The organism is Streptomyces sp. BK208, assembly GCF_004364245.1.
In the GTDB taxonomy this organism is placed as follows: domain Bacteria; phylum Actinomycetota; class Actinomycetes; order Streptomycetales; family Streptomycetaceae; genus Streptomyces.
The window spans coordinates 117,404-135,812 of sequence record NZ_SOAV01000013.1 but is presented as its reverse complement, the minus strand read 5'-3'; the positions used below and the strand labels follow the sequence as shown (position 1 = coordinate 135,812).

Sequence of the window (18,409 nt, the reverse complement as noted above, 5' to 3'; positions counted from 1 at the left end):
AAGGAGCACCCGGCCCTCGTAGTCCTCAGACCGCAGCGACCGCCGAGAGGAGCGCCGCTTGAGACGGCACGGCTCGCACGTCCCGGTGATCGACACCGGCAGGCCTCACTCCGCGAGGATCTACGACTATCTGCTCGGTGGCAAGGACAACTACCGGGTCGACCAACAGGCCGGTGACGAACTGCTCGCCGTCGCGCCCGAGGAGCGAGCCGCCGCCCGGGCCAACCGTGCCTTCCTCGAGCGCGCCGTCCGTCACGTCGTCCGGGCCGGTCCGCGGCAGATCCTCGACATCGGCAGCGGGTTGCCCCACTCCCCGAACGTGCACGAGATCGCCCTGGAGACGGCGGCGGACGTGCGCGTCGCCTACGTCGACAACGATCCGATCGTGACGGCGCACGCGGACGCGCTGCTCCGCAGTTCCGACGCGATCGGCGTCGCGCTCGCCGACCTGCGCGACCCGAGGGCCGTCGTCGAGCATCCGGGCGTGCGCGAGGTCATCGACTTCGACCGGCCGGTCGCCCTGCTCCTGGTCTCCGTCGTCCACTTCCTCACCCATGCGCACGAGCCCGCGCGAGTCGTCGCCGCCCTGCGCGACGCGCTCCCCGCCGGCAGCTACCTGGTGCTCTCGCACGTCACGGGTGACTTCGCCGACTGCAGCGGGGCCCAGGCCGTCTACGACAGGGCCGCCACTCCTCTCAATCCACGCTCCCGTGCCGAGATCGAGGCGTACTTCGACGGTTTCCGGCTGACCGACCCCGGCCTCGTCCAGGCCTCGTCGTGGCGGCCGGACGCACCGCCGACGGCGACGTCCGCCGGGATAGGCATCTACGGAGGCGTGGCCCGCAAGATCGGCTGAACGGCGGCGGCAGTTCGCCGCCACTCCCTGATCGCGCTCGGAGTTCTCAACCGCGTCAAGGCCGCCGACTGGCGCGTCACCCTCGCCACTCCCGGTGCCAAGGTGACCTCCATGAACGGAGTGGTCGTCGAAGGGATGGCCACCCTGGAGGAGGCGTGCTCCGCCGACGCGGTCATCGTGGGCAGCGGCATCGCCACCCGTGAGGTCGTCGAAGACCCGGCGATCATGGAGGTCCTGCGGGGCCTGGATCCCTCACGCCGGCTCGTGGCGGCCCAGTGCTCCGGCGCACTGGTCCTGGCCAGGCTCGGACTGCTCGACGACGTCCCCGCCTGCACCGACCTGACCACGAAACCCTGGGTCGTCGCGGCCGGCGTCGAGGTCCTCGACCAGCCCTTCTACGCCAAGGGCAACGTCGCCACCGCCGGCGGGTGTCTGGCTTCGCCCTACCTCGCCGCCTGGGTCATCGCCCGACTGCGGAGCGGGGAGGCCGCCGCGGACGCCCTGCACTACGTCGCCCCGGTCGGCGAGAAGGACGAGTACGTCGAGCGTGCCTGGCGCAACATCTCGCCCTACCTCACCGCCCCCGCGTCGGCGCCCGCCTGACGCTCCGTCCGGCTGCTCTCGGATCCCCGTCCCCGGCGGGGGACGCTGTACCGGCGCTACTGGCTGCCGGATGTCAGGGCAGGGTCACGTGCAGTCGGACGGTCGTCTCCCGGGAGCCGGCGCCGACTTCCATCGCGTCGCACAGCTGGCGCACCGCCCACAACCCGTGGCCCCGCCGCTGTGCCGGATCGGGCGGCAGGTACCCGGCGTACCAGTCGAGGCCCGCGGTGTTGCAGGGGCTGGTGACGTCGCAGACGACGCGGGATCCGCAGCGCCGTACGGTCACCCGTCCCTTGCCCTCTGCACCGTGCTGGAGGGCGTTGGTGGCGACCTCGTTGACGGCGAAGACCAGCCGTCGGGTCCGGTCGTCGGGCATGCCCAGCGCGGTGGCGGCCTCGGTGACGAAGGCGCGGACGGCGGAAAGGTCGCGCCCGAAGCGCATCACGGCCTCCTCGCCGTCGGCGGGCACCGGCTCCAGCGGGCGCTGCCGGGGACCGCGGCCGGTACCCGGTGCGGTGGAGCGGGGGCCGGTCAGCGGCGCGGGGTGGGTACGCCGGACGTCGGCGACCACGGCCTCGGGCAGGGTGCGCGTGTCGTAGAGACAGACGATGTGCGCACGGCGGTCGGTGAACGCGGCATCGAGTGCTGACTCGTAGCGGGTCCGCTCGGATGCCTCCAGCAGGGCGCGTCCGTGCCAGACCGGCTCGCTGATCACCCGTAGCCGGCGGGCACGGCCTCGTGCGGTGTACTGCTCGACGTAGCGTCGGTAGGCGCCCAGGGTGGGTCCGGGCGTGCGGCACCAGTCGTCGGCGTCGACGAACTCGACGTGCCGGGCCGCCTCCCCCAGCTCCTCGAGCAGAAGGTCCACGTTGCTGCGGGTCGTCACGGCCAGGACGGTGTCACCCGCTTCCACACCGCTCCGGCAGAACGGCACCATCGCGGCGAGGAAGGCCTCGTCGCTGCCGTAGACCAGTGCCTGGTGGCTCGCCTGCGGTGCGCTCTCGCGGGGGTGGGGCGCGTCTCCCTGCGGGTACGGCGCTGCGACGGTGCTCACGCGGAGACCGCCCGCGCGGTGACGGTGAGAGCCGGTGTCTCGTCCCAGCCGATGACGTGGATGACGTTGCTCAGCATGGGATCCAGGTCGACCACGTGGAGCCTGCGCCCGTCGGGCAGCCGCTCGGCGGTGCGCACCAGGGCGCGGACACCGGCGAGGTCGATGAACTGGAGGGCGCTCATGTCGACCGTGATGTCACCCGGCCAGTCGCAGACCGTCTCCAGCGCGCCGGACAGTGCTTCGGCGCAGTGGTAGTCCACGTCACCGATCACGCGCAGCGACTGCCGGCCGTCACGCAGGGACGGCACCAGTTGAAGCGACGAACTGGTGTGCAGCGGCTGCTGCGCCACGATTCCGGGATGGCACCGGTCGAAGGCGTCCAGGGACCCGGCGTCGAAACGACGGGCGTCGTACTGGCAGACGGCGGAGGCGGGGCGTCCGGCGAACACGTCGTTCACCTTCGTCTCGTACTCGCCCAGCCGCTCGGCGCCGGGGATGTCGCGCAGGGCCCAGCCCATCTCCCCGCTGACCCGGAAGCCGGTGTAGCCGGCCGCGAGCGAGTCGCTGACCTCCTTCTGGAGGGTGGCCACCATGGCATCGGCGTCGAAGGGGCCGTCGGCCAGGTAGCTGGCGTCCGCCGTGGTCACCGTGAGCTGTCCGCTGTCCAGCGCGGCCGCCGGATCCGTACCGGCCTCGCGCAGCCAGGTGAGCACCTGCCCGGGAGTGCTCCGGTCGGCGAAGTACATCACGCGCTCACGGCGCTCCAGGCCTCCCAGAAGATAGGCGGTCACCACCCGGCGCTGCTCGGCCTCGTCACTGAACGCCAGACACAGGTGGTCACCGTGATCCATGCGTTCGACCGGGCGCTCTCGGGTGCTGTAGGCGATCACGTCGCGTCCTTCACGGCTTGCACCGTCCTTCTCCGGGTCGTCGGCGCGGTCTTCGGCATGGCCCCGTCCGCAGGACTGCTCACCGTCATCGTACCGACCTTCCCCCTCCCCCCGTGCTCGGTGCCGCGCACCCGTTCGCGGGGCGGACGGTGCCGCCGTGGCCCTCGAGAGGCCCGCCCGAGGAATCAGTCCAGGATCGCGGTCGCCTCGACCTCGACGAGCACGTCCGGCTCGAAGAGGTACTCGACGCCGATGAGGGAGGCGGGCGGCATCGGAGCCGGGAGGCCGATCTCCTCGGCGACGGCCTCCACGCCGGCCATGAAGTCGCCGATCTTCTCCGGCGCCCACCGGGTCACGTAGAACGTCAGGCGCAGCACGTCCCCGAACGTCGCGCCCGCGCCCGCGAGTCCGACGGCGGTGTTGCGCAACGCCTGGGCCACCTGCCCGGCCAGATCCCCGGGCGCGACCGGAACTCCGTCTGCCTGACGGGCCACCTGTCCGCTGACGTGGACGTGCTTCGCCCCGGTGCCCACGGCGACGTGGTGGTACGGGACCGGCTGGAGCATGCCTTGCGGTGTCAAGTGCTGGACTGCCATGGGTTTCTCTCCTCCGAAGTAGGTATCCTGAAGCTACCTAGGAGCAGAAGGACACTTCAACGAGACCAGGTTTCGCCATGGATACCGCCGACGAACTCCGCATCGACGCCCCGCATCGCGAGCTGCTCGACCAGGTCCTCGACAAGTGGTCGCTCAGCGTCCTCGACGAACTCTGCGAGCGCCCCTGCCGCTTCAACGAACTACGCCGGGCCATCCCCCAGGTCACCCAGAAGTCGCTGACCGCGACGCTCCGGCGCCTCGAACGCAACGGCGTCGTCGGGCGCGAGGTCGTCTCCACCCGCCCCGTGGCGGTCAGTTACCGGATCACCCCGCTCGGCAAGACCCTTCGGCACCCCGTCGACGTGCTGCTGGCCTGGGCGTCACAGCACATGCCCGCCGTCGAGCGCGCACGCGAGGCTTTCGACGAGCGGGAGGAGGGGACCGACCGCTGACTCGCCTCGCCGGGCGCCGCCGCGCCGCCGCCTTCGTCCGGCCGGTCCGGTCACGGTCAGCGAGGTGCCCCTGACGGCACGGTCCGGGCCGGCGGTGACTGGAGCGGTTCGGTGGCGGTGAGGACCAGGACCGCCTGGTCGTCGTCGACGTCGCCGCCGCGGGTGAAGGCGGCGACGGCCCGGGTGACGGCGTCGATGATCTGCCGGGCGCCGGGCCGGCGCTGTGTGCTGCTCACCGCGTCGGCGAGACGCTCCTCGCCGAACAGGGCGGCGTCCTGCCGCGCTTCGATGATGCCGTCGGTGTAGAGCACGAGGCTTTCGTGCGGTTCCAGGTGGACGCGGCGGGTGGTGAGGGGCGGGTCGGGGGCGATGCCCAGCAGTATCCCGGGAGCGTCGATCGTCCGGACGGTGTGATCGGCGACGAGGTGGAGCGGGAGCGTGTGGCCGGCGCGGACCAGCTCGACGTCCAGCCCGGTGGGGGTCGCGGTGAGCAGGCCGTAGACGAGCGTGACGAAGCCGGTGCCATGGCTGGCGGGGCGGTTGAGCAGGGCACGGTTCACGGCCGTGACGACGTCGACCGCGTCGGGCAGGAGCGGGGCGACGGCGCGGGCGGTGTGCCGGACCAGGGCGGTGGTGGCGGCGGCCAGAGCGCCGCGGCCGCAGACGTCGCCGACGAGGAAGGCCCACCGTCCGTCGTCGAGGGGGAACACGTCGTAGAAGTCGCCGCCGACGTCGAGCCCTTCACCGGCCGGGTGGTAGTAGGCGGCGACGTCGACGCCGGGCACGTCGGGGAGGTCGGGCAGGAGCAGGCCGGCCTGGAGGTCCCGGGCGAGGGCGGCACGCTGGGTGTACTGGCGGGCGTTGCGGGCGGCCGAGGCGGCCCGCAGGGCGAGTTCCTCGGCGAGGGCCACGGCCCGGCCGTCGATGACGTGCCGGCCCGTCGAGAACAGGCTCACGGTGCCGAACACGCGGCCGCGGTCCGTCAGGGGGACGCACAGGTAACCGGTGACACCGAGGTCCTGCCAGGGGCCGGCTCCCGTGGGGGTGCGCCGGGCGACCTCGCTGGTGCCGGAGGCCAGCACGCGGGCGACGGCGTCGTCGTCGGCGTCGTAGACCGGGATGTGGGCAGCGAGCAGATCCCGTTGGGCCCGGTCGGGTGCGGCGGTGGCGACCCGTCTGACGCGTCCCGCCTCGACGAGGTCGACGGCGCACAGCGGGGCGAGAACGGGAACGCAGGCGTCGGCCAGGTGCTGCAGGGCCTGATCGGTGTCCAGGTCGGCGCTCAGGAGTGTGCTGGCGTTCAGCAGGAAGGCGAGGTCGTCGCGAGCGGCTCTCGCCCGGGCCTCGGCTTCCCAACGGGCCTGTTCGGTCCGGTGGCGTTCGATGGCCAGCGCGGCGGTGTGGGCGAAGATCCGGGCGAGCGCGAAGTCCGCGTCCTGCGGGCTCCGCGGCGTGCGGTGGTACATCGCGAAGGTGCCCAGCAGGGCGCCGTCGCTCGCGAGGATCGGAGTGGACCAGCAGGCGGCGAGACCCGCCCGGCCGGCCAGTTCGCGGAAGTCGTCCCAGAACGGGTCGGTGGCGATGTCGGTGACGATCACCGGCCGCCGTCGGTGGGCGGCGGTGCCGCAGGAGCCGACGCCCTCTCCGGTGGCGATGCCGTCGATGGCCTCGTTGTAGAAGGCGGGCAGGCTGGGGGCGGCGCCGTGGCGCAGGTGCCGACCGTCGGGGTCGGCCAGCAGCACGGAGACGAGCACCTCTCCGGGCGCGAGGTCCTCGATCGCGCGAGCCATACCGTCGAGCACGTCCGGCAGCGGGGCCTGCCGGGCGATCTGCTCGAGCAGGACACGGTGCTCGGCGGTCAGCCGTTGCGCGTGCTTGATCCGGGTGGTCTCCACTCCGATCACGCGTACGCCCATGACGTTGCCGCCGGCGTCGAGGCGGGGCTCGCACGTGAAGTCGACGAACGCCTCCCGCACGTCCGGCCCGCGGCCGAGAAGCACCCGGGCGTCCCACCCGTCGCAGGGCCGGCCGGTGCGGTAGACCCGGTCCAGGAGCTCGATGAAGCCCTGCTCGCGCAGTTCCGGCGTCAACTGCCCGAGCGGAACGCCGGTACGGGTGCGCGAAGGCCCGCCGACCACGTCGAAGAAGGCAGTGTTCGCCGTCTCCAGCATGTGGGCGGGGCCCGCGAGGGAGGCGAACATCACCGTCGACTGGCCCAGCAGCGCTTCCACGTCCCGGTCCGCGCGACGGTCGACTGCGGCGCGCGTGCCGGAACCCCCGGCAGGCTGGGGCGCGTACTGCCCCGGTACGCGCGTCATATGACCTGCCTCCCCTTCGGCCTCGGCGGTTCGTCCACGTGTGCGGCCACGCCGTCGCGCTGCCGCGTTCCTGCGGTCAGTGCCTCGTCGACGTCCTTGTACACGGCGAACACCTGGTCCAACCCCGTCTGCGTGAACAGGCGCACCACCGAGTGCGGCACGGCCCCCAGCCTCAGTACCCGCTGCTGCGCGGCCAACTCCTGGAACAGCCGCAGAAGGGTGCCGACACCGGAGGAGTCGCAGAACGACAGCGCCGCGCAGTCGACGACGACGGGCCCCGCATCCCGTCCTCTGGCCAGTTCCGTCGCACCGGCCTCCTCCAGCTGCACCACACTCTCGAAGTCGAGCTCTCCGCGCAGCGCGATCACCGCGCCCCGGGCCTCATGCGTGACCTGCACCGAGAACACCCTGCGTTTCCTCCTCGCACGACTCCGGTCGACAGCACTCGCCTCATGGTAGGGACCGGCGGCGGGGCGCGGGTCCGGCGACCCTGCCGCTTCCCGGGTCCCCCCGGGAAGCCGGGACGGTCAGCCGGGCAGGGTACGGAGCGTGTCCGGGAACAGCCGGGAGACGTCGATGACCGTCGGGTGCACGTCCGTGGCCAGGAGCAGCATTCTGAGGGCTTGCGGGCGCAGACCCGTGACGGTCGTGGTGCGGTCGGCGCCGCCCCGGCCGGCCGGGGCGAAGAGGAGGTGGAGGCCCGCGACGTCCATGAAGGGCGTGTGGTGCAGGTCCCACAGCAGGTCGGTCACGTGATCGGGCAGCGCGTCGACGGCCGCCCGGAGCGAGGACAGGGTGTCGAAGTCGATGTCTCCGTGCGGGGTGAGGCTCGCACGGGTGCCGTCGACGGTCGTGGTGACGTTCATTCTGGGCGCGCCCCCTTCCGGGGGTTGACGAGCCCCAAGGCGTTACACCCCGATGGAGGTGTACGGCGTTGGCGGGGCCGAGTGCCCGTGTGGGGGGCAACGCCCGGTCCCGAAAGACCGGCGCCCACGGGTGCCGGTCGGTCTCGTTGTCCCTCCACCGTCGCACACCTCGCCCCCGGGGCACGACCCCGCACGCGTGAACGCCGTATGACTCCGACGGGCGTTCCCTGCCCGTGGATCTCCTGAGGCCCGAGTGACGTCGGCGGTCCCACCCATGAAGAAGAACACCGTGGGTAAGCGAAAAGGGGCAAACGTAAACGATCAGTAGTCAGGAACCGACCGCATCGCACAGGAATCACCATGGCCATCCCACTCGAAAAGCAGGTACCGGATGAGCACCACCCGACGGTGTCCCTGCGTCACGGCGTCGTTTGGGGTGCGGACGGCATCTCCCTCGCCGACACCCGCACCGCGACACGCGACCTCCTCGCCAGGGCCGGGCACCCCCCGGAGCACCAGGTCAGCCAGGATGCCCAGCTCGTGGTGAGCGAACTGGTCACCAACGCCCTGCGGCACGCGCCGGGGCCCGGTGGTCTCCTGCTCGAAGTCCTCCCGGACGCTCCTGCCCGGCTCCGCATCACCGTCCATGACACCTCCCCCCAGGCGCCCCGGCCGCGCGTACCCGACCCCCGCCGGGTCGGCGGGCACGGCATCCACCTGCTCACACGCCTGTGCGACCGCCTGGACACCGACCACCGCGCCGACGGGAAGCACGTCACCGCGGAGATCCACTTGCCCCTCCCCGGCCCTTGCCTCCAGGAGCCCGGCTCGCGGGTCGGCTGACGCCGTAGGCGCAGCTTTCGGCATGTGCCGGCTCCGATCACCCGTGCTGCGAGCCGGACCACCGGCGTCGCGGTGGGACGCCCTGCGACGAGCCAGGAGAAGGACAGGTCAAGGACTTGCCGGTGGTGGCGTCATGGCCCACCGGATGGCACCTGTGAGGGCACGGCCGACGGGACGTACGGCCAGGTCCTCGACGACCGGCAGGCGCGGCAGTCTCAGCAGTTCCCGGGCCCACGGCGGGAGGACGGCCACCGCGTTCGCCGCGAGACCGGTGTAGAAGGGCCGGGCGGCGAGGGGGATCGGCGGTTGCAGCAGCAGGAAGCGCGCGGTGGCCCTGGCGTCGGCGGTGGCCCGCAGCTCGGGCCGGTAGGCGGACAGGCGCGCGGCCAGGCTGCGGCGGTCGAGGGGCGGGTCGACGACTCCGAGTGCCTCGGCGACCCGGGCGGTGTCGGCCACGTAGGCGTCGTAGCCGGCGTCGTCGAGCGGGTGGGCCCCGTACCGCTGATGGGCGCGGAGGAAGCTGTCCGTCTCGGCCGCGTGGACCCAGCCCAGCAGGTGCGGATCGGCGGCGTGGTAGGCCAGTCCCTCCGCCGTCCGGCCGCGGATGCGCTCGTGGATGCCCCGGACGTGGTCGACCGCTCGCTGCGCGTCGTCGGCGGTGCCGTACGTGGTGACCGCGAGGAACGTACTGGTGCGTTGCAGCCGGCCCCACGGGTCGCCCCGGAAGCCGGAGTGGGCGGCGACCGCCGCCATGGCGAGTGGGTGCAGGGACTGCAGCAGCAGGGCGCTGATTCCGCCGATGAACATCGAGGCATCGCCGTGGACCGTGCGTACGGGACGGTCGGGCTCGAACCAGCGGGGCCCGGGAGTGTCGTGGATCCGGGCCCGGACGGCGGGTCCGTCAGGGCCCGCCACCCGCGCGAAGAGAGCCCTGCCCGCATGACCGCGCAGCTCTGTCAGCATGGTCGCCTCCGTCCTGCCTCCAGTATCCCGCCCGGCCCGGATTCACCCACTGGCCCGATGCGTCCAGCACGGGAGGAAGCACTGAGAGCTGCTCTTCGATACCTCTGCGTTACCTTCTGTCAGGAGCCGACGGCCACTCGGTGTGGCCGTCGGCTCGTCCGGCGGGGCGCCGGCGCGCCTGACGTCAGGTCAGTTGGCGTCGACCAGGTCGTGGGCCGGTACGGTCACCGTCCGCGCGTCCGGCTTGCCGCCGAGGACGATCTTCCGCAGCGCGCTGTTGTTGTCGAGGTTCGTCTCCTTGAGCCGCTTCTCGGGGTTGGCCAGTACCTGGATGTAGTACGTGCCGTTGGGTACGTCCGTGATGTCGAAGGACTGGCCCGGCAGGTCCTGGGAGTACGTGTCGCCGGAGCCGACGTCGAGCACCTCGCGCACGGAGATGGAGTTCTCCTCCCCGCAGGCGGTGGACAGATCCGTGTTGAACGGGTGCCAGTTGGCGTTCTTGACCGTGTAGTCGATCGCGTCGGTGTTGGCCAGGCAGAAGGCCTCCTTGCCGCTGCGCACGGCCTCCTTCTTGTCCGCCTTCAGCAGCCGGTAGCTGGCGAAGTCGGTGAAGTGCCAGTGCACGTGGCCCGGACGGGGGTCCCACTCCATGGTGCCGGTCGGGGTGTAGCCGACCTGCTTGCCCTTGGCGTCGTAGAAGTACTGGTACGCGTCCATCTTGGCCTTGCCGGGCGACCGGAAGCCGTCCACGACCAGTTGCGCCGGACCGGCGTTCCAGACGTTGGCGCTGAAGGCCAGGTAGTCCTTGCCGGGGACGTTCTTCTCACCGTCGCTGACGACGATGCCGTAGGCAGGCAGCGAGCGCAGGTCGGGCTTGGGGACGTCCGGGAGTGAGGGCTTGCCCGAGGGGCGCTTCGCCAGCGGCTGGAGCGCGAGTGCCTTGCGCGAGCCGTCGGTCTGGCCTCCCTTGTCGCCGACCGGCATGGAGCGCGCGGCCTGCTTCTTCTTCAGCGCCCACGGCAGGGCGGGGGGCGCCGCCTTCAGCGGTCCGTGGCCCACGTTGTACGACGGACCCGCGCCGCTCGTGACGGGTGCGGCGGCCTGCGCGGGTGTCGGGGCGTGCCCCGGTCCGTGGCCCGCGTGCGCGGTGGGGGCCCGGTGGGCGCCATCGTGACCGGCGTGTTCGCCCGTGGTCGCGCTCAGGGACGCGCTCGCCCCTGCGGCCCCCTCTTCGTCCTCGTAACTGCGTTCCACCACGGTGACCTTGACGGTGGCGGGCTTGTCGGCGATGCCGAACAGATCGCGGTACTTCTTGGCGACGCCCACCTTGGCCGTGTACGTCCCGGCCGGCAGGGCGACGGGCTCGGTGTAGGAACCCGCGTAGGTGTTGGCCGCCCAGCCCTTCTCGACGCCCCAGACCGAACCGAGGGTGAACGGGTTGGTGGGGCAGCTCTCCGGATACTTGGAGGTGGCGGGCGCGTCGGGGCGTACCCGGCCGCTGGCGTTGTTCGGGCAGAAGTTCTCGGTCCGGCTGAGGACCTTCTTGCCCGCCTTGTCGGTGACCGTGATCTCCGCGAAGCCGGGCAGCCCGGAGAAGTCCTTCACCGTGCCCTTGGGCAACGTCTTGGCCTTGGCCTTGCCGCCCTCGTACACGGTCTGGGTGACGGTCACCGGGTCCTTGTACGACTTCCGGGTCACCTTCAGCTCCAGTGGCCTGCCGTCCGCGGTGAGGTAGGTGCCCAGGTCGAGGTAGACGCCCGGGTCCTCCTTCCAGGAGGTGAGCGTGAGTGAGCCGGTCGCGGCGATGAGGCTCAGCTCCGGTCCTGTCGCCGCCTTCGCCGGCTCCGTGGTGGCCGCCACGAGTCCGGCGGTCACGGCCATGGCGGCGACGGCGGTGGTGCCTGCGAGCAGTGGACGCCGCAGCCGGGTGGTGCGCGTTCTGGTCATCGATCCCTCGTCCTTCAGGTGCTGGGGGGTGCTGTGGGAAGGAAGCAGGCGGGCACGTTGCTGTGCCCGCGCTGTGAGAGGGCGCGCCCGCGTGTCCGGTTGTCCAGAAGGTGGGAAATCGTGGGAGGTTGGCCGGATCGCTGTGCAGGGGGTGAAATCAGGCTGAAGTCGCGAGGAAGTGCCGTCCGGCGAGGGCTCGTTTGGTAAAGGGACGTGCCGCACGGAGCGGATCCCACCGGCGAGTCGTCCGGCGCGGCCTGAGGTGTCTCGGCCTCGACCGGTGCCCGTCCGGCAGCCGTCGGCGGCACGTGGCGCCTGCCGCGTCAGGGGCCCAGCGGCAGTTCGGCGAGGCTCCGCCACCCCGCCTCGGTGAGGCCGACCACGTGAAGGGCGGTGACCCGCGCGGTGATCGGCAGGGCGGCGGCGGTCCGGCGCGCGATGTCCGCAGCGGTGTGCGGGGCCGCCTCCAGAGCCACGGTGACGTGCACGGGCGGGCGCGGGCCGAAACGGCCGCCGTAGGGTACGTGCGCCGGAAACGCGCTGCGCACCGCATCGGCCAGGTGGGTCAGTCCGGGCACCGGGACACCGACGAATCCGCCGGTCCGCTCGACCTCGGCCAGCGTCACGGAGACCGGGCCGGCCGGCAGGGCGGCCCGCAGCCGGTGCAGCTCGGGTGCTCCCAACTCCTCGTGGGGCAACCAGGGATAGAGCAGCGCGGCGTGTGCGGGCACGCCCGGTCGCACCACCGACCCGTCCACCTCGGCGGCCGACCCCAACAGCGGCTCGGCCTCCGGCAGCAGCGCCAGCACCGCCGTCGTTCCCGTCCGGGGCACCCGACTCGCTCCCTCCGCGCTCCGTCGTCCTCCTGCCGAACCGACCCTACGGCTCCGGACGGGCCTCTCGGGCCGCGTCGCTTCCGGGTTCACCGGCCCTCGCCCGGCGGGCGCCCGTCCGGCGCTTCACTCGGCGGGCGCGGAGGTGAAGAACCCGATCATCTGCTCCAGGCCGTCCGTGCCGAACATGGTGTCCAGGCTGTGTGCCGACTCGACGGCGGATGCTTCGCCACGGGGGAAGAGCGCTTCCTCGTAGGCGGTGAGCGCGGCCTCGGTGTCCTCGGGGTGGGCGGCGAGCGCGAGGGCGAGCTCGGCGCCGTCGTACAGGGCGAGGTTGGCGCCCTCACCGGCGAAGGGGGACATCAGGTGGGCGGCGTCGCCGAGCAGGGTGACGCCGCGGGTCCGCTGCCAGCGGTGACCGACGGGCAGGGCGTGGATGCGGCGCGGGGTGAGCGTGTCCGCGTGGGCGACCAGGCCGCGCAGGTCCTCGTCCCAGCCCTCGAAGTGGGCGAGGACCGCGGCCTTGGCGGCGGCGCGGTCGGTGAAGTCGATCGTGTCGACCCAGTCCTCTTCCGCCTTGAGCGCGGTGTACACGTGGAGGCTGCCGTCGGTCTCCCGGTGGGCGAGGAAGCCGCGCCGGTCGCCGAGGCAGAGGAAGAATCCGCCGCCGATGAGGGCCGCACTGCGCGGGTGGCGCCTGTCCGCCTCGTACAGGTCGCTCTCCACGAAGGAGATGCCGGTGTAGGCGGGTGCGGCGTCCGACAGCAGGGGCCGGACGCGCGACCAGGCGCCGTCGGCACCGATCAGCAGTCCGGTGGTGACGGCTGAGCCGTCCGCGAACGTGACCTCGTGGCGGCCGTCGCCGAGCGGCCTGACCCCGGTGACCTTGCGGCCCCAGCGGACCGTGCCCTCCGGCAGGGAGTTCAGCAGCAGGTCGCGCAGGTCACCGCGGTCGACCTCGGGGCGGCCTCCGTCGCCCTCGTCCTCGGCGTCGAGGTGGACGGTGCCGTCGGGGCCGAGCAGCCGCATCGCCTGACCGCCCTCGTGAATGATCTTGCGGAACTCGTCGTGGAGGCCGGCGGCACGGATCGCCTGCCGGCCGTTCTCCTCGTGGATGTCGAGCATGCCGCCCTGCGTACGGGCCTCGGGGCCTGCTTCGAGGTCGAAGACCGTGGACTCGATGCCGTGGACGTGCAGGACCCGGGCGGCGGTGAGGCCGCCCAAGCCGCCGCCGACGATCGCGATGGGGTGGTGGTCGGTGCTCATCGATGCCTCCGGGCGGTGTGCTGGTGGATGCGGGACTCCGGCAGTGTAACGAACGCGTTCGTAGCGAACAAGTTCGTCATGGAGTGCGCGTAGCTGCAGAAGTCCCGCCGGGAAGCCGATCCGGCGATTCGATCGGGTCCCTACCAGGCCTTTCGCTCTGCGGCCCGGGCCTCAGTCGACGGTGTCCCCCTGGTCACCCGTGCCGGGCACGGGCGTCCGGGTAATCCCGTTGACGAGCACGTCGAAGAACCAGCCCATACGGTCCTGGGCGGAGCCGCTGGTCAGGACCGTCAGGTGGGAGGCGATCGCGGGGTGGGTCGCCTCGTCCGCGTCGCGCAGAGCCCGGACGGTGGCGTTCCAGTCGTCTCCGGACGTCGGATCGTGTGCCTGGGTCGAGTGCTCGGCCGCGGTCGCGGTGGCGTGTTGCAGGAGCATGTCCACGCCCCAGGCGACCTGGGCACGGGGGGCTCCGCTGCGGGAGAGGAGATCGAGGACGCGTTCCACCAGGCGCAGGTAGTTCTGGCCGCTGGGGCGGGCGACCAGGGCCGACCTGGCCAGCTGCGGATGCGCGAACAGCACGAGGGTGTACGACGTCAGCACCGCGCGGAGCCGCCCGCGCCAGTCCCCCGCGGCGTCCGCTGCGTCCGCTGCGTCCGCTGCGTCCGCTGCGGCGAGGTCGACCTCGCCGAGCAGCGCGTCGAGCACGGCCGCGTGCAGTTCCGCCGTACTGGCCACGTACACGTAGAGGGAGGCGGGGCCGGTGTCCAGCTCCTTCGCCAGGCGGCGCATGGTGACCTTCTCCAGCCCCTCCGCACGCATGATCGCCACCGCGGTGTCGACGATCCATCCCCGGGACAGGGCCGGCTTGGCCGGGCGCTCCCGGCGGCTGATCGGGTCTCTTCTCGCTGCCATGCGACCGATCGTAACGAACACGTTCGTGATGCGGTCGGCAACCTGGCGCGGTCAGAACCAGTGGAGGCAGTGCGGGGAGCGCTCGTCGCGGAAGAGCGCGTCGGCGAGGGCCGCCGCGCCGGGACGGTGCGCCCGGACGTGCCCGGCCCGCACGAGCGTGCTCGGGGAAGTGCCGCCGAGGTAGACGGAGCCCAAGTCGCGGATGTCGAGGGACAGATCGGGCTCCCGGTCCGTCGGAACACAGTGGGCCTTGCCGTCCCGGACGGTCAGCAGGTGACGGTCGCGCCCGCCGAGGAACGGATCGTGGACGTCGAGGACCAGTTCGCCGTCCACGGACCAGCCGCGTGCCGTCAGCGCACGCGGTACGTCCAGCAGCCGCACCCAGAGCCAGTCGGTGTCGCCGCTCACCTCACCGGCGCGGAAGTCCGCGAACCGCCAGCGCAGCGGGTGGTCGGGCGGGACGTGCTTGAACGTGACCCGGGACACCAGGTCGTGACCGAGGACGAACCGGGCCAGGGCCGTGAAGGCGGCGTCGTCGGTGGCGACGGTCTCGTCGACCGTCAGGGTGCCGGACTCGATCGAGTAGCTCGCGTACCCGTCCGGGACGCCGTCGGCGTCCCGGTGGACGGCGACGTAGCGCGGCGCCGGCGATATCGGGGGCTGCCCCGCGCGCAGGGCCCACCAGCGGTGCGGCCGGGACAGCGCGCCGGGCTGAGCGCGGCGATAGCGGTCGTAGACCTCTTCCAGCAGCTCTCCGCACTCGGTGCGACGAAGGACCTCGACCGAGCCGTCGTGCGAGCCGTCGACCGAGCCGTTGTCCGAGTCCTTCGCCGGCGCGCCGGTCGCGCCGGCCGCCCGGGGAGCGGCGAGGGCGGCCCCGTGGCGCGGCACGGTCAGCCGCGCCGTGTAGGTCGCCGGTCCGTAGCCGAACCTCCCGTAGATCGGGGCCTCTGAGGCCAGCAGCACGCACAGGAACTCCCCGCGGCCCCGCACCTCGGCAAGCTGATGCCGCATCATCGCGGTGAGCACCCCCTGGCGCCGGTGCGAGGGCAGGACACCGACGGCGGTCACCCCGGCCGCCGGGACGACGGTCTTCCCGGGCAGGGTGAGCTCGAAGGAGTACGCGGCGGTGGTGCCGACGGCCCGTCCGTCCGCCGTCCGGGCGAGCAGGCAGCGGTCCGTCTCGAGCGCCGACCACCAGAGCCCGCCGCCCTCGACCGGGGTCTCGGGGAAGCGCCCGAACGCGGCATGGACCGTGTCCACGAAAACGCCGAGATCCTTGTCGGTGGTGGGACGGATGTCCATCGCTGCCGCTGCCTCCTCGGTGTACCGGCACCACCGGATCACGGTGTCCGCCCACAGTGCAGCGCCGACCTGCCGCCGGGGCAAGCGAATTGAGGGAGTCGAGGCACAAGCCGACGGCGCGCCACCCCTGGAAGGGATGGCGCGCCGTGCTGCGGCGTGCCGCGCCGGTGCCCGGGCCCGGCTACCGGCTCGACCGCCGGCTACTGGTGACGGCCGCCGTGGCGCTTGTGGCCCCAGGACTTGTCGTCGACGAACCGGCGGTGGTCGTTGCGGAGGGTGGCGGTGTCGGACCGGTTGTCCCACACGTAGTCGCGGCGGTCCTGGTACACGTCACGACCGGTGTCGCGGCCCTGGCCGGTGTGGACGCGGACGGTGGCCCGCCCGTCCAGGCGGTAGTGACGGAACCTGTAGGTGTGGCCGTCCTCGCTCCTGAGGGTCCAGCCCTTCAGGTTCACCGCGTGGCGGGTGTTGTTGGTGATCTCCACCCACTCCTTGTTCAGCGAACGGTTGGAGTGGTCGTCGCGCCCCGGGGAGTCGTACTGGACACGGCTGATCTCGACGTTCGGACGCTGCGGCCGGTGGTCGGCCGCCGACGCCGGCACCGCGACCGCGGCGGTCAGGGCACCGACCGTGAGAACGGCGGCGGTGAGCCGGCGGGAGGTGAGGAAGTTCGACACAGGTTCTCCCCTGCTTCGTGCGGACACAGCCGACCGCGGTCACGCCGCGGACCGGACTGCGCCTGGTGCGGATGGCGGCCGGATCGGCCGCACGACCACACCCTGCCCGCACCGCGACCGGCACGTGGAGAAGACGTGAACGGTGTTGCCGTTCACCCATACCGTCGTGACAGTCGCCTGCAACATCCATATATGCACCGAAGGCACCAGGTTGACGGGCATGCGGCCCGACGAGGCTTACGCGTACTGGCTCGTGGCTCCCGAGCGCCAGAGCACGCCACCCCGGGGGCCTCGGCACGTTCACCCGAAAGTGAGTAACAGCGGCGGTGGTCGCAGGGGGTTACGGATGTGAAGAAGCCCCGCCGTCCTGGAGGGAGTCGGAACTCACTTCCGAAGAAGGTTCTCCGTCACTCTGCGCACCTGCTCCACCGCCTCGCCGTCCCCGCACCGCAACGCGGTGTTCGCGGCGACGAGCACCGCGTCGAGCTGGAACGCCGCCAGTTCGGCGTCGGCCGCGCCGGCGTGACGAAGTTCGCCGGCCAGAAGGGTGCGCCAGCCGCGCCGGCCCGCAAAGAGCGCGTCGTGGACAGGGCCGGGGCGGCTGTCGAAGGCCGCCTGGTTGGCCGCCCAGAAGCAGCCGCCCGGGAAGAGGGGTTCGGAGGCGTAGACGATCCAGGCCTCGACCAGCGCTCGCAGACGCGGGGCGCCGCGCGGTGCGGTGCCGGCGGGGCGGACGACGACCTCGTCGAAGACACCGCCCGCACACTCGACCGTGGCGACCTGGAGATTGTCCTTCGTTCCGAAGAGGGTCTGGACACCGCTCTTGCTCATGCCGGAGCCGGTGGCCAGGACGCCGAAGCTCAGCCCGTCCAGGCCGTCCAGAGAGGCCATGTCGACCGCCCGCCGCAGAATCGCGCGCCGTGAACGCGCTCCGCGCAGCAATCGCCGGTCGGTGGTTCGCTCCGGGGCCCTTCGGAGTCCGGTGTCCTCGTCGCTCATGCCCGTATCGTGCCAGATCCCTTGCCGAATACGTACGTACGGCCGTACGTTTAGTTCATGACCCCAGAGAACGCCTTACGGGCGCTTCAGCTGGCGCGCGCCCTCGCCGATGCCAAGAACCGGCAGGACGTACCCGCCGCCCTGCGCTGTTTCCACCCCGACATGACGCTGGAGGCTCCGGCCTTCGGCACGGTGGCGCGCGGCCTCGCCGCCAACGAGAAGACGCTGACCCGTTTCTTCACGTCGTTCCCCGATTACGACGTCACGCTGGAAGGCCATGCGACCGGCGACGACGTGCTGGCGTGCTGGGGGACGGCGCGCCTGACGATGACCGGCGAACGGTTCGGGGTCCGGCCGAACGGGCGGCGCGCCGAGCTGCCGGTCTCCCTCCGCTTCGGATTCCGGGAGGGCCTGATCGCGAGCGAGCTGTTCTGCTTCGATCTGGCGGAGCTGTGCGCGCAGTCGGGGGTCTCGACGGACACCGTCAGGGCCACCTTGTTCCCGGACGGACGGTGAGCGGCCATGGCACTCGACCCGCGCGTGAAGGACGTCGCCCAGCCCCGTACCGTCCGCCTCTTCGACATGGTCGTCGACCTGGACCCGCGGCTGGACATCGGGCCGGGACCACTGGGCCGGCGGATGTTCTTCGGCTCGGCGGGCGGCACGTTCGAGGGCCCACGGATCCGGGGCGACGTACTGCCCGTGGGTGGTGACTGGGGCCTGTTCCGGCCGGACGGCGGGCTCGCGCTCGACGTCCGGCTGCCCCTGCGCACCCACGACGGCGACCTCCTGCACATGACGTACAGCGGACGGTGGGTCACCCCGCCGGAGGTGCGGGCGGCGGTGGCGGACCCCGAGCGGCGCCACCTCGTCGACCCCGCGCGCTACTACTTCCGCACGAACCCGCTCTTCGAGACGGGCTCCGGACGCTACGGGTGGCTCAACGACGTGGTCTGCGTGAGCACGGGTTATCTAGTCGAGGGCGGGATCGGGTACCGGGTCTCCCAGCTTGTGTAGGGCGCGCCGGCG

General features: G+C 72.0%; 20 protein-coding genes. 6 read left to right on the top strand and 14 right to left on the bottom strand.

What is annotated here, in order from left to right:
• The first annotated feature begins 58 nt into the window (after positions 1 to 58).
• Together EV562_RS28430 and EV562_RS28425 are read left to right on the top strand one after the other, a co-directional pair.
• Positions 59 to 856: an SAM-dependent methyltransferase gene (locus tag EV562_RS28430; RefSeq protein ID WP_243860211.1), complete on the top strand. Its 798-nt coding sequence runs from the start codon at positions 59 to 61 to the stop codon at positions 854 to 856.
• A 27-nt stretch (positions 857 to 883) separates the two neighbouring features.
• Positions 884 to 1,459: a DJ-1/PfpI family protein gene (locus EV562_RS28425; RefSeq protein WP_133889723.1), complete on the top strand. Its 576-nt coding sequence runs from the start codon at positions 884 to 886 to the stop codon at positions 1,457 to 1,459.
• A gap of 73 nt (positions 1,460 to 1,532) precedes the next feature.
• Here the strand turns inward: EV562_RS28425 and EV562_RS28420 are convergent, their stop codons facing one another.
• The 3 genes from EV562_RS28420 to EV562_RS28410 all read right to left on the bottom strand — a co-directional run bounded on the left by EV562_RS28420 (position 1,533) and on the right by EV562_RS28410 (position 3,999).
• The gene (locus tag EV562_RS28420) at positions 1,533 to 2,513 is read right to left on the bottom strand and encodes a sensor histidine kinase (protein ID WP_133889722.1); all 981 of its coding nucleotides are present in this window, start codon (positions 2,511 to 2,513) and stop codon (positions 1,533 to 1,535) included.
• The gene (locus tag EV562_RS28415) at positions 2,510 to 3,403 is read right to left on the bottom strand and encodes an MEDS domain-containing protein (protein ID WP_133889721.1); all 894 of its coding nucleotides are present in this window, start codon (positions 3,401 to 3,403) and stop codon (positions 2,510 to 2,512) included. Before EV562_RS28415 ends, EV562_RS28420 begins: the two co-directional genes overlap by 4 nt.
• A gap of 185 nt (positions 3,404 to 3,588) precedes the next feature.
• Positions 3,589 to 3,999, bottom strand: a complete 411-nt coding sequence (locus EV562_RS28410; protein WP_133889720.1) for a RidA family protein — start codon at positions 3,997 to 3,999, stop codon at positions 3,589 to 3,591.
• Positions 4,000 to 4,076: 77 nt separating this feature from the next.
• Between EV562_RS28410 and EV562_RS28405 the strand changes: the two genes are divergently transcribed.
• The gene (locus tag EV562_RS28405) at positions 4,077 to 4,451 is read left to right on the top strand and encodes a helix-turn-helix domain-containing protein (RefSeq protein WP_133889719.1); all 375 of its coding nucleotides are present in this window, start codon (positions 4,077 to 4,079) and stop codon (positions 4,449 to 4,451) included.
• A gap of 56 nt (positions 4,452 to 4,507) precedes the next feature.
• On the opposite strand, the gene EV562_RS28400 is transcribed toward EV562_RS28405, so the two are convergent.
• The 3 genes from EV562_RS28400 to EV562_RS28390 form a co-directional block, all read right to left on the bottom strand.
• Positions 4,508 to 6,769: a SpoIIE family protein phosphatase gene (locus EV562_RS28400; protein ID WP_133889718.1), complete on the bottom strand. Its 2,262-nt coding sequence runs from the start codon at positions 6,767 to 6,769 to the stop codon at positions 4,508 to 4,510.
• On the bottom strand, positions 6,766 to 7,167 hold the full coding sequence (locus EV562_RS28395) for an STAS domain-containing protein (protein WP_166662040.1): 402 nt from the start codon (positions 7,165 to 7,167) through the stop codon (positions 6,766 to 6,768). The genes EV562_RS28400 and EV562_RS28395 overlap by 4 nt, the downstream gene beginning before the upstream one ends.
• Before the next feature lie 129 nt (positions 7,168 to 7,296).
• Complete coding sequence (locus EV562_RS28390) at positions 7,297 to 7,635, bottom strand: STAS domain-containing protein (protein ID WP_133889716.1); 339 nt, start codon at positions 7,633 to 7,635, stop codon at positions 7,297 to 7,299.
• Between the two features lie 360 nt (positions 7,636 to 7,995).
• Between EV562_RS28390 and EV562_RS28385 the strand changes: the two genes are divergently transcribed.
• A complete protein-coding gene (locus EV562_RS28385) occupies positions 7,996 to 8,478 on the top strand; it encodes an ATP-binding protein (RefSeq protein WP_133889715.1) in 483 nt (160 codons plus the stop codon).
• A 108-nt stretch (positions 8,479 to 8,586) separates the two neighbouring features.
• On the opposite strand, the gene EV562_RS28380 is transcribed toward EV562_RS28385, so the two are convergent.
• The 8 genes from EV562_RS28380 to EV562_RS28345 form a co-directional block, all read right to left on the bottom strand.
• Positions 8,587 to 9,441 (bottom strand): oxygenase MpaB family protein, encoded by an 855-nt coding sequence (locus tag EV562_RS28380; RefSeq protein ID WP_133889714.1) that lies wholly within the window; start codon positions 9,439 to 9,441, stop codon positions 8,587 to 8,589.
• A 189-nt stretch (positions 9,442 to 9,630) separates the two neighbouring features.
• Complete coding sequence (locus EV562_RS28375; protein ID WP_133889713.1) at positions 9,631 to 11,388, bottom strand: lysyl oxidase family protein; 1,758 nt, start codon at positions 11,386 to 11,388, stop codon at positions 9,631 to 9,633.
• A 323-nt stretch (positions 11,389 to 11,711) separates the two neighbouring features.
• Positions 11,712 to 12,221 carry a 2'-5' RNA ligase family protein gene (locus EV562_RS28370; RefSeq protein WP_243860210.1) on the bottom strand — a complete coding sequence of 170 codons (510 nt, stop codon included), beginning with the start codon at positions 12,219 to 12,221 and terminating at the stop codon, positions 11,712 to 11,714.
• A 126-nt stretch (positions 12,222 to 12,347) separates the two neighbouring features.
• A complete protein-coding gene (locus tag EV562_RS28365) occupies positions 12,348 to 13,487 on the bottom strand; it encodes an NAD(P)/FAD-dependent oxidoreductase (protein ID WP_133889712.1) in 1,140 nt (379 codons plus the stop codon).
• A gap of 171 nt (positions 13,488 to 13,658) precedes the next feature.
• Positions 13,659 to 14,399, bottom strand: coding sequence for a TetR/AcrR family transcriptional regulator (locus tag EV562_RS28360; protein ID WP_133889711.1), 741 nt, complete (start codon positions 14,397 to 14,399; stop codon positions 13,659 to 13,661).
• A gap of 51 nt (positions 14,400 to 14,450) precedes the next feature.
• Complete coding sequence (locus tag EV562_RS28355; protein WP_133889710.1) at positions 14,451 to 15,704, bottom strand: GNAT family N-acetyltransferase; 1,254 nt, start codon at positions 15,702 to 15,704, stop codon at positions 14,451 to 14,453.
• Between the two features lie 200 nt (positions 15,705 to 15,904).
• Positions 15,905 to 16,381, bottom strand: a complete 477-nt coding sequence (locus EV562_RS28350) for a lamin tail domain-containing protein (protein ID WP_166662038.1) — start codon at positions 16,379 to 16,381, stop codon at positions 15,905 to 15,907.
• Positions 16,382 to 16,765: 384 nt separating this feature from the next.
• A complete protein-coding gene (locus tag EV562_RS28345; RefSeq protein WP_133889709.1) occupies positions 16,766 to 17,380 on the bottom strand; it encodes a TetR/AcrR family transcriptional regulator in 615 nt (204 codons plus the stop codon).
• Between the two features lie 57 nt (positions 17,381 to 17,437).
• Here EV562_RS28345 and EV562_RS28340 point away from each other — a divergent pair, with 57 nt between their 5' ends.
• Both EV562_RS28340 and EV562_RS28335 read left to right on the top strand, forming a co-directional pair.
• Entirely contained in the window at positions 17,438 to 17,896 is a 459-nt protein-coding gene (locus tag EV562_RS28340) for a nuclear transport factor 2 family protein (protein WP_133889708.1), read from the top strand.
• A 6-nt stretch (positions 17,897 to 17,902) separates the two neighbouring features.
• Positions 17,903 to 18,397, top strand: a complete 495-nt coding sequence (locus EV562_RS28335; protein ID WP_133889707.1) for a DUF3237 domain-containing protein — start codon at positions 17,903 to 17,905, stop codon at positions 18,395 to 18,397.
• Positions 18,398 to 18,409 lie beyond the last annotated feature (12 nt).

What these genes read in the sequence shown, in the direction of transcription:
- EV562_RS28410 (WP_133889720.1), bottom strand. Translation starts at nt 3,999, where the DNA reads ATGGCAGTCCAGCACTTGACACCGCAAGGCATGCTCCAGCCGGTCCCG.
- EV562_RS28405 (WP_133889719.1), top strand. Translation starts at nt 4,077, where the DNA reads ATGGATACCGCCGACGAACTCCGCATCGACGCCCCGCATCGCGAGCTG.
- EV562_RS28400 (WP_133889718.1), bottom strand. Translation starts at nt 6,769, where the DNA reads ATGACGCGCGTACCGGGGCAGTACGCGCCCCAGCCTGCCGGGGGTTCC.
- EV562_RS28390 (WP_133889716.1), bottom strand. Translation starts at nt 7,635, where the DNA reads ATGAACGTCACCACGACCGTCGACGGCACCCGTGCGAGCCTCACCCCG.
- EV562_RS28385 (WP_133889715.1), top strand. Translation starts at nt 7,996, where the DNA reads ATGGCCATCCCACTCGAAAAGCAGGTACCGGATGAGCACCACCCGACG.
- EV562_RS28380 (WP_133889714.1), bottom strand. Translation starts at nt 9,441, where the DNA reads ATGCTGACAGAGCTGCGCGGTCATGCGGGCAGGGCTCTCTTCGCGCGG.
- EV562_RS28375 (WP_133889713.1), bottom strand. Translation starts at nt 11,388, where the DNA reads ATGACCAGAACGCGCACCACCCGGCTGCGGCGTCCACTGCTCGCAGGC.
- EV562_RS28365 (WP_133889712.1), bottom strand. Translation starts at nt 13,487, where the DNA reads ATGAGCACCGACCACCACCCCATCGCGATCGTCGGCGGCGGCTTGGGC.
- EV562_RS28360 (WP_133889711.1), bottom strand. Translation starts at nt 14,399, where the DNA reads ATGGCAGCGAGAAGAGACCCGATCAGCCGCCGGGAGCGCCCGGCCAAG.
- EV562_RS28355 (WP_133889710.1), bottom strand. Translation starts at nt 15,704, where the DNA reads ATGGACATCCGTCCCACCACCGACAAGGATCTCGGCGTTTTCGTGGAC.
- EV562_RS28345 (WP_133889709.1), bottom strand. Translation starts at nt 17,380, where the DNA reads ATGAGCGACGAGGACACCGGACTCCGAAGGGCCCCGGAGCGAACCACC.
- EV562_RS28340 (WP_133889708.1), top strand. Translation starts at nt 17,438, where the DNA reads ATGACCCCAGAGAACGCCTTACGGGCGCTTCAGCTGGCGCGCGCCCTC.
- EV562_RS28335 (WP_133889707.1), top strand. Translation starts at nt 17,903, where the DNA reads ATGGCACTCGACCCGCGCGTGAAGGACGTCGCCCAGCCCCGTACCGTC.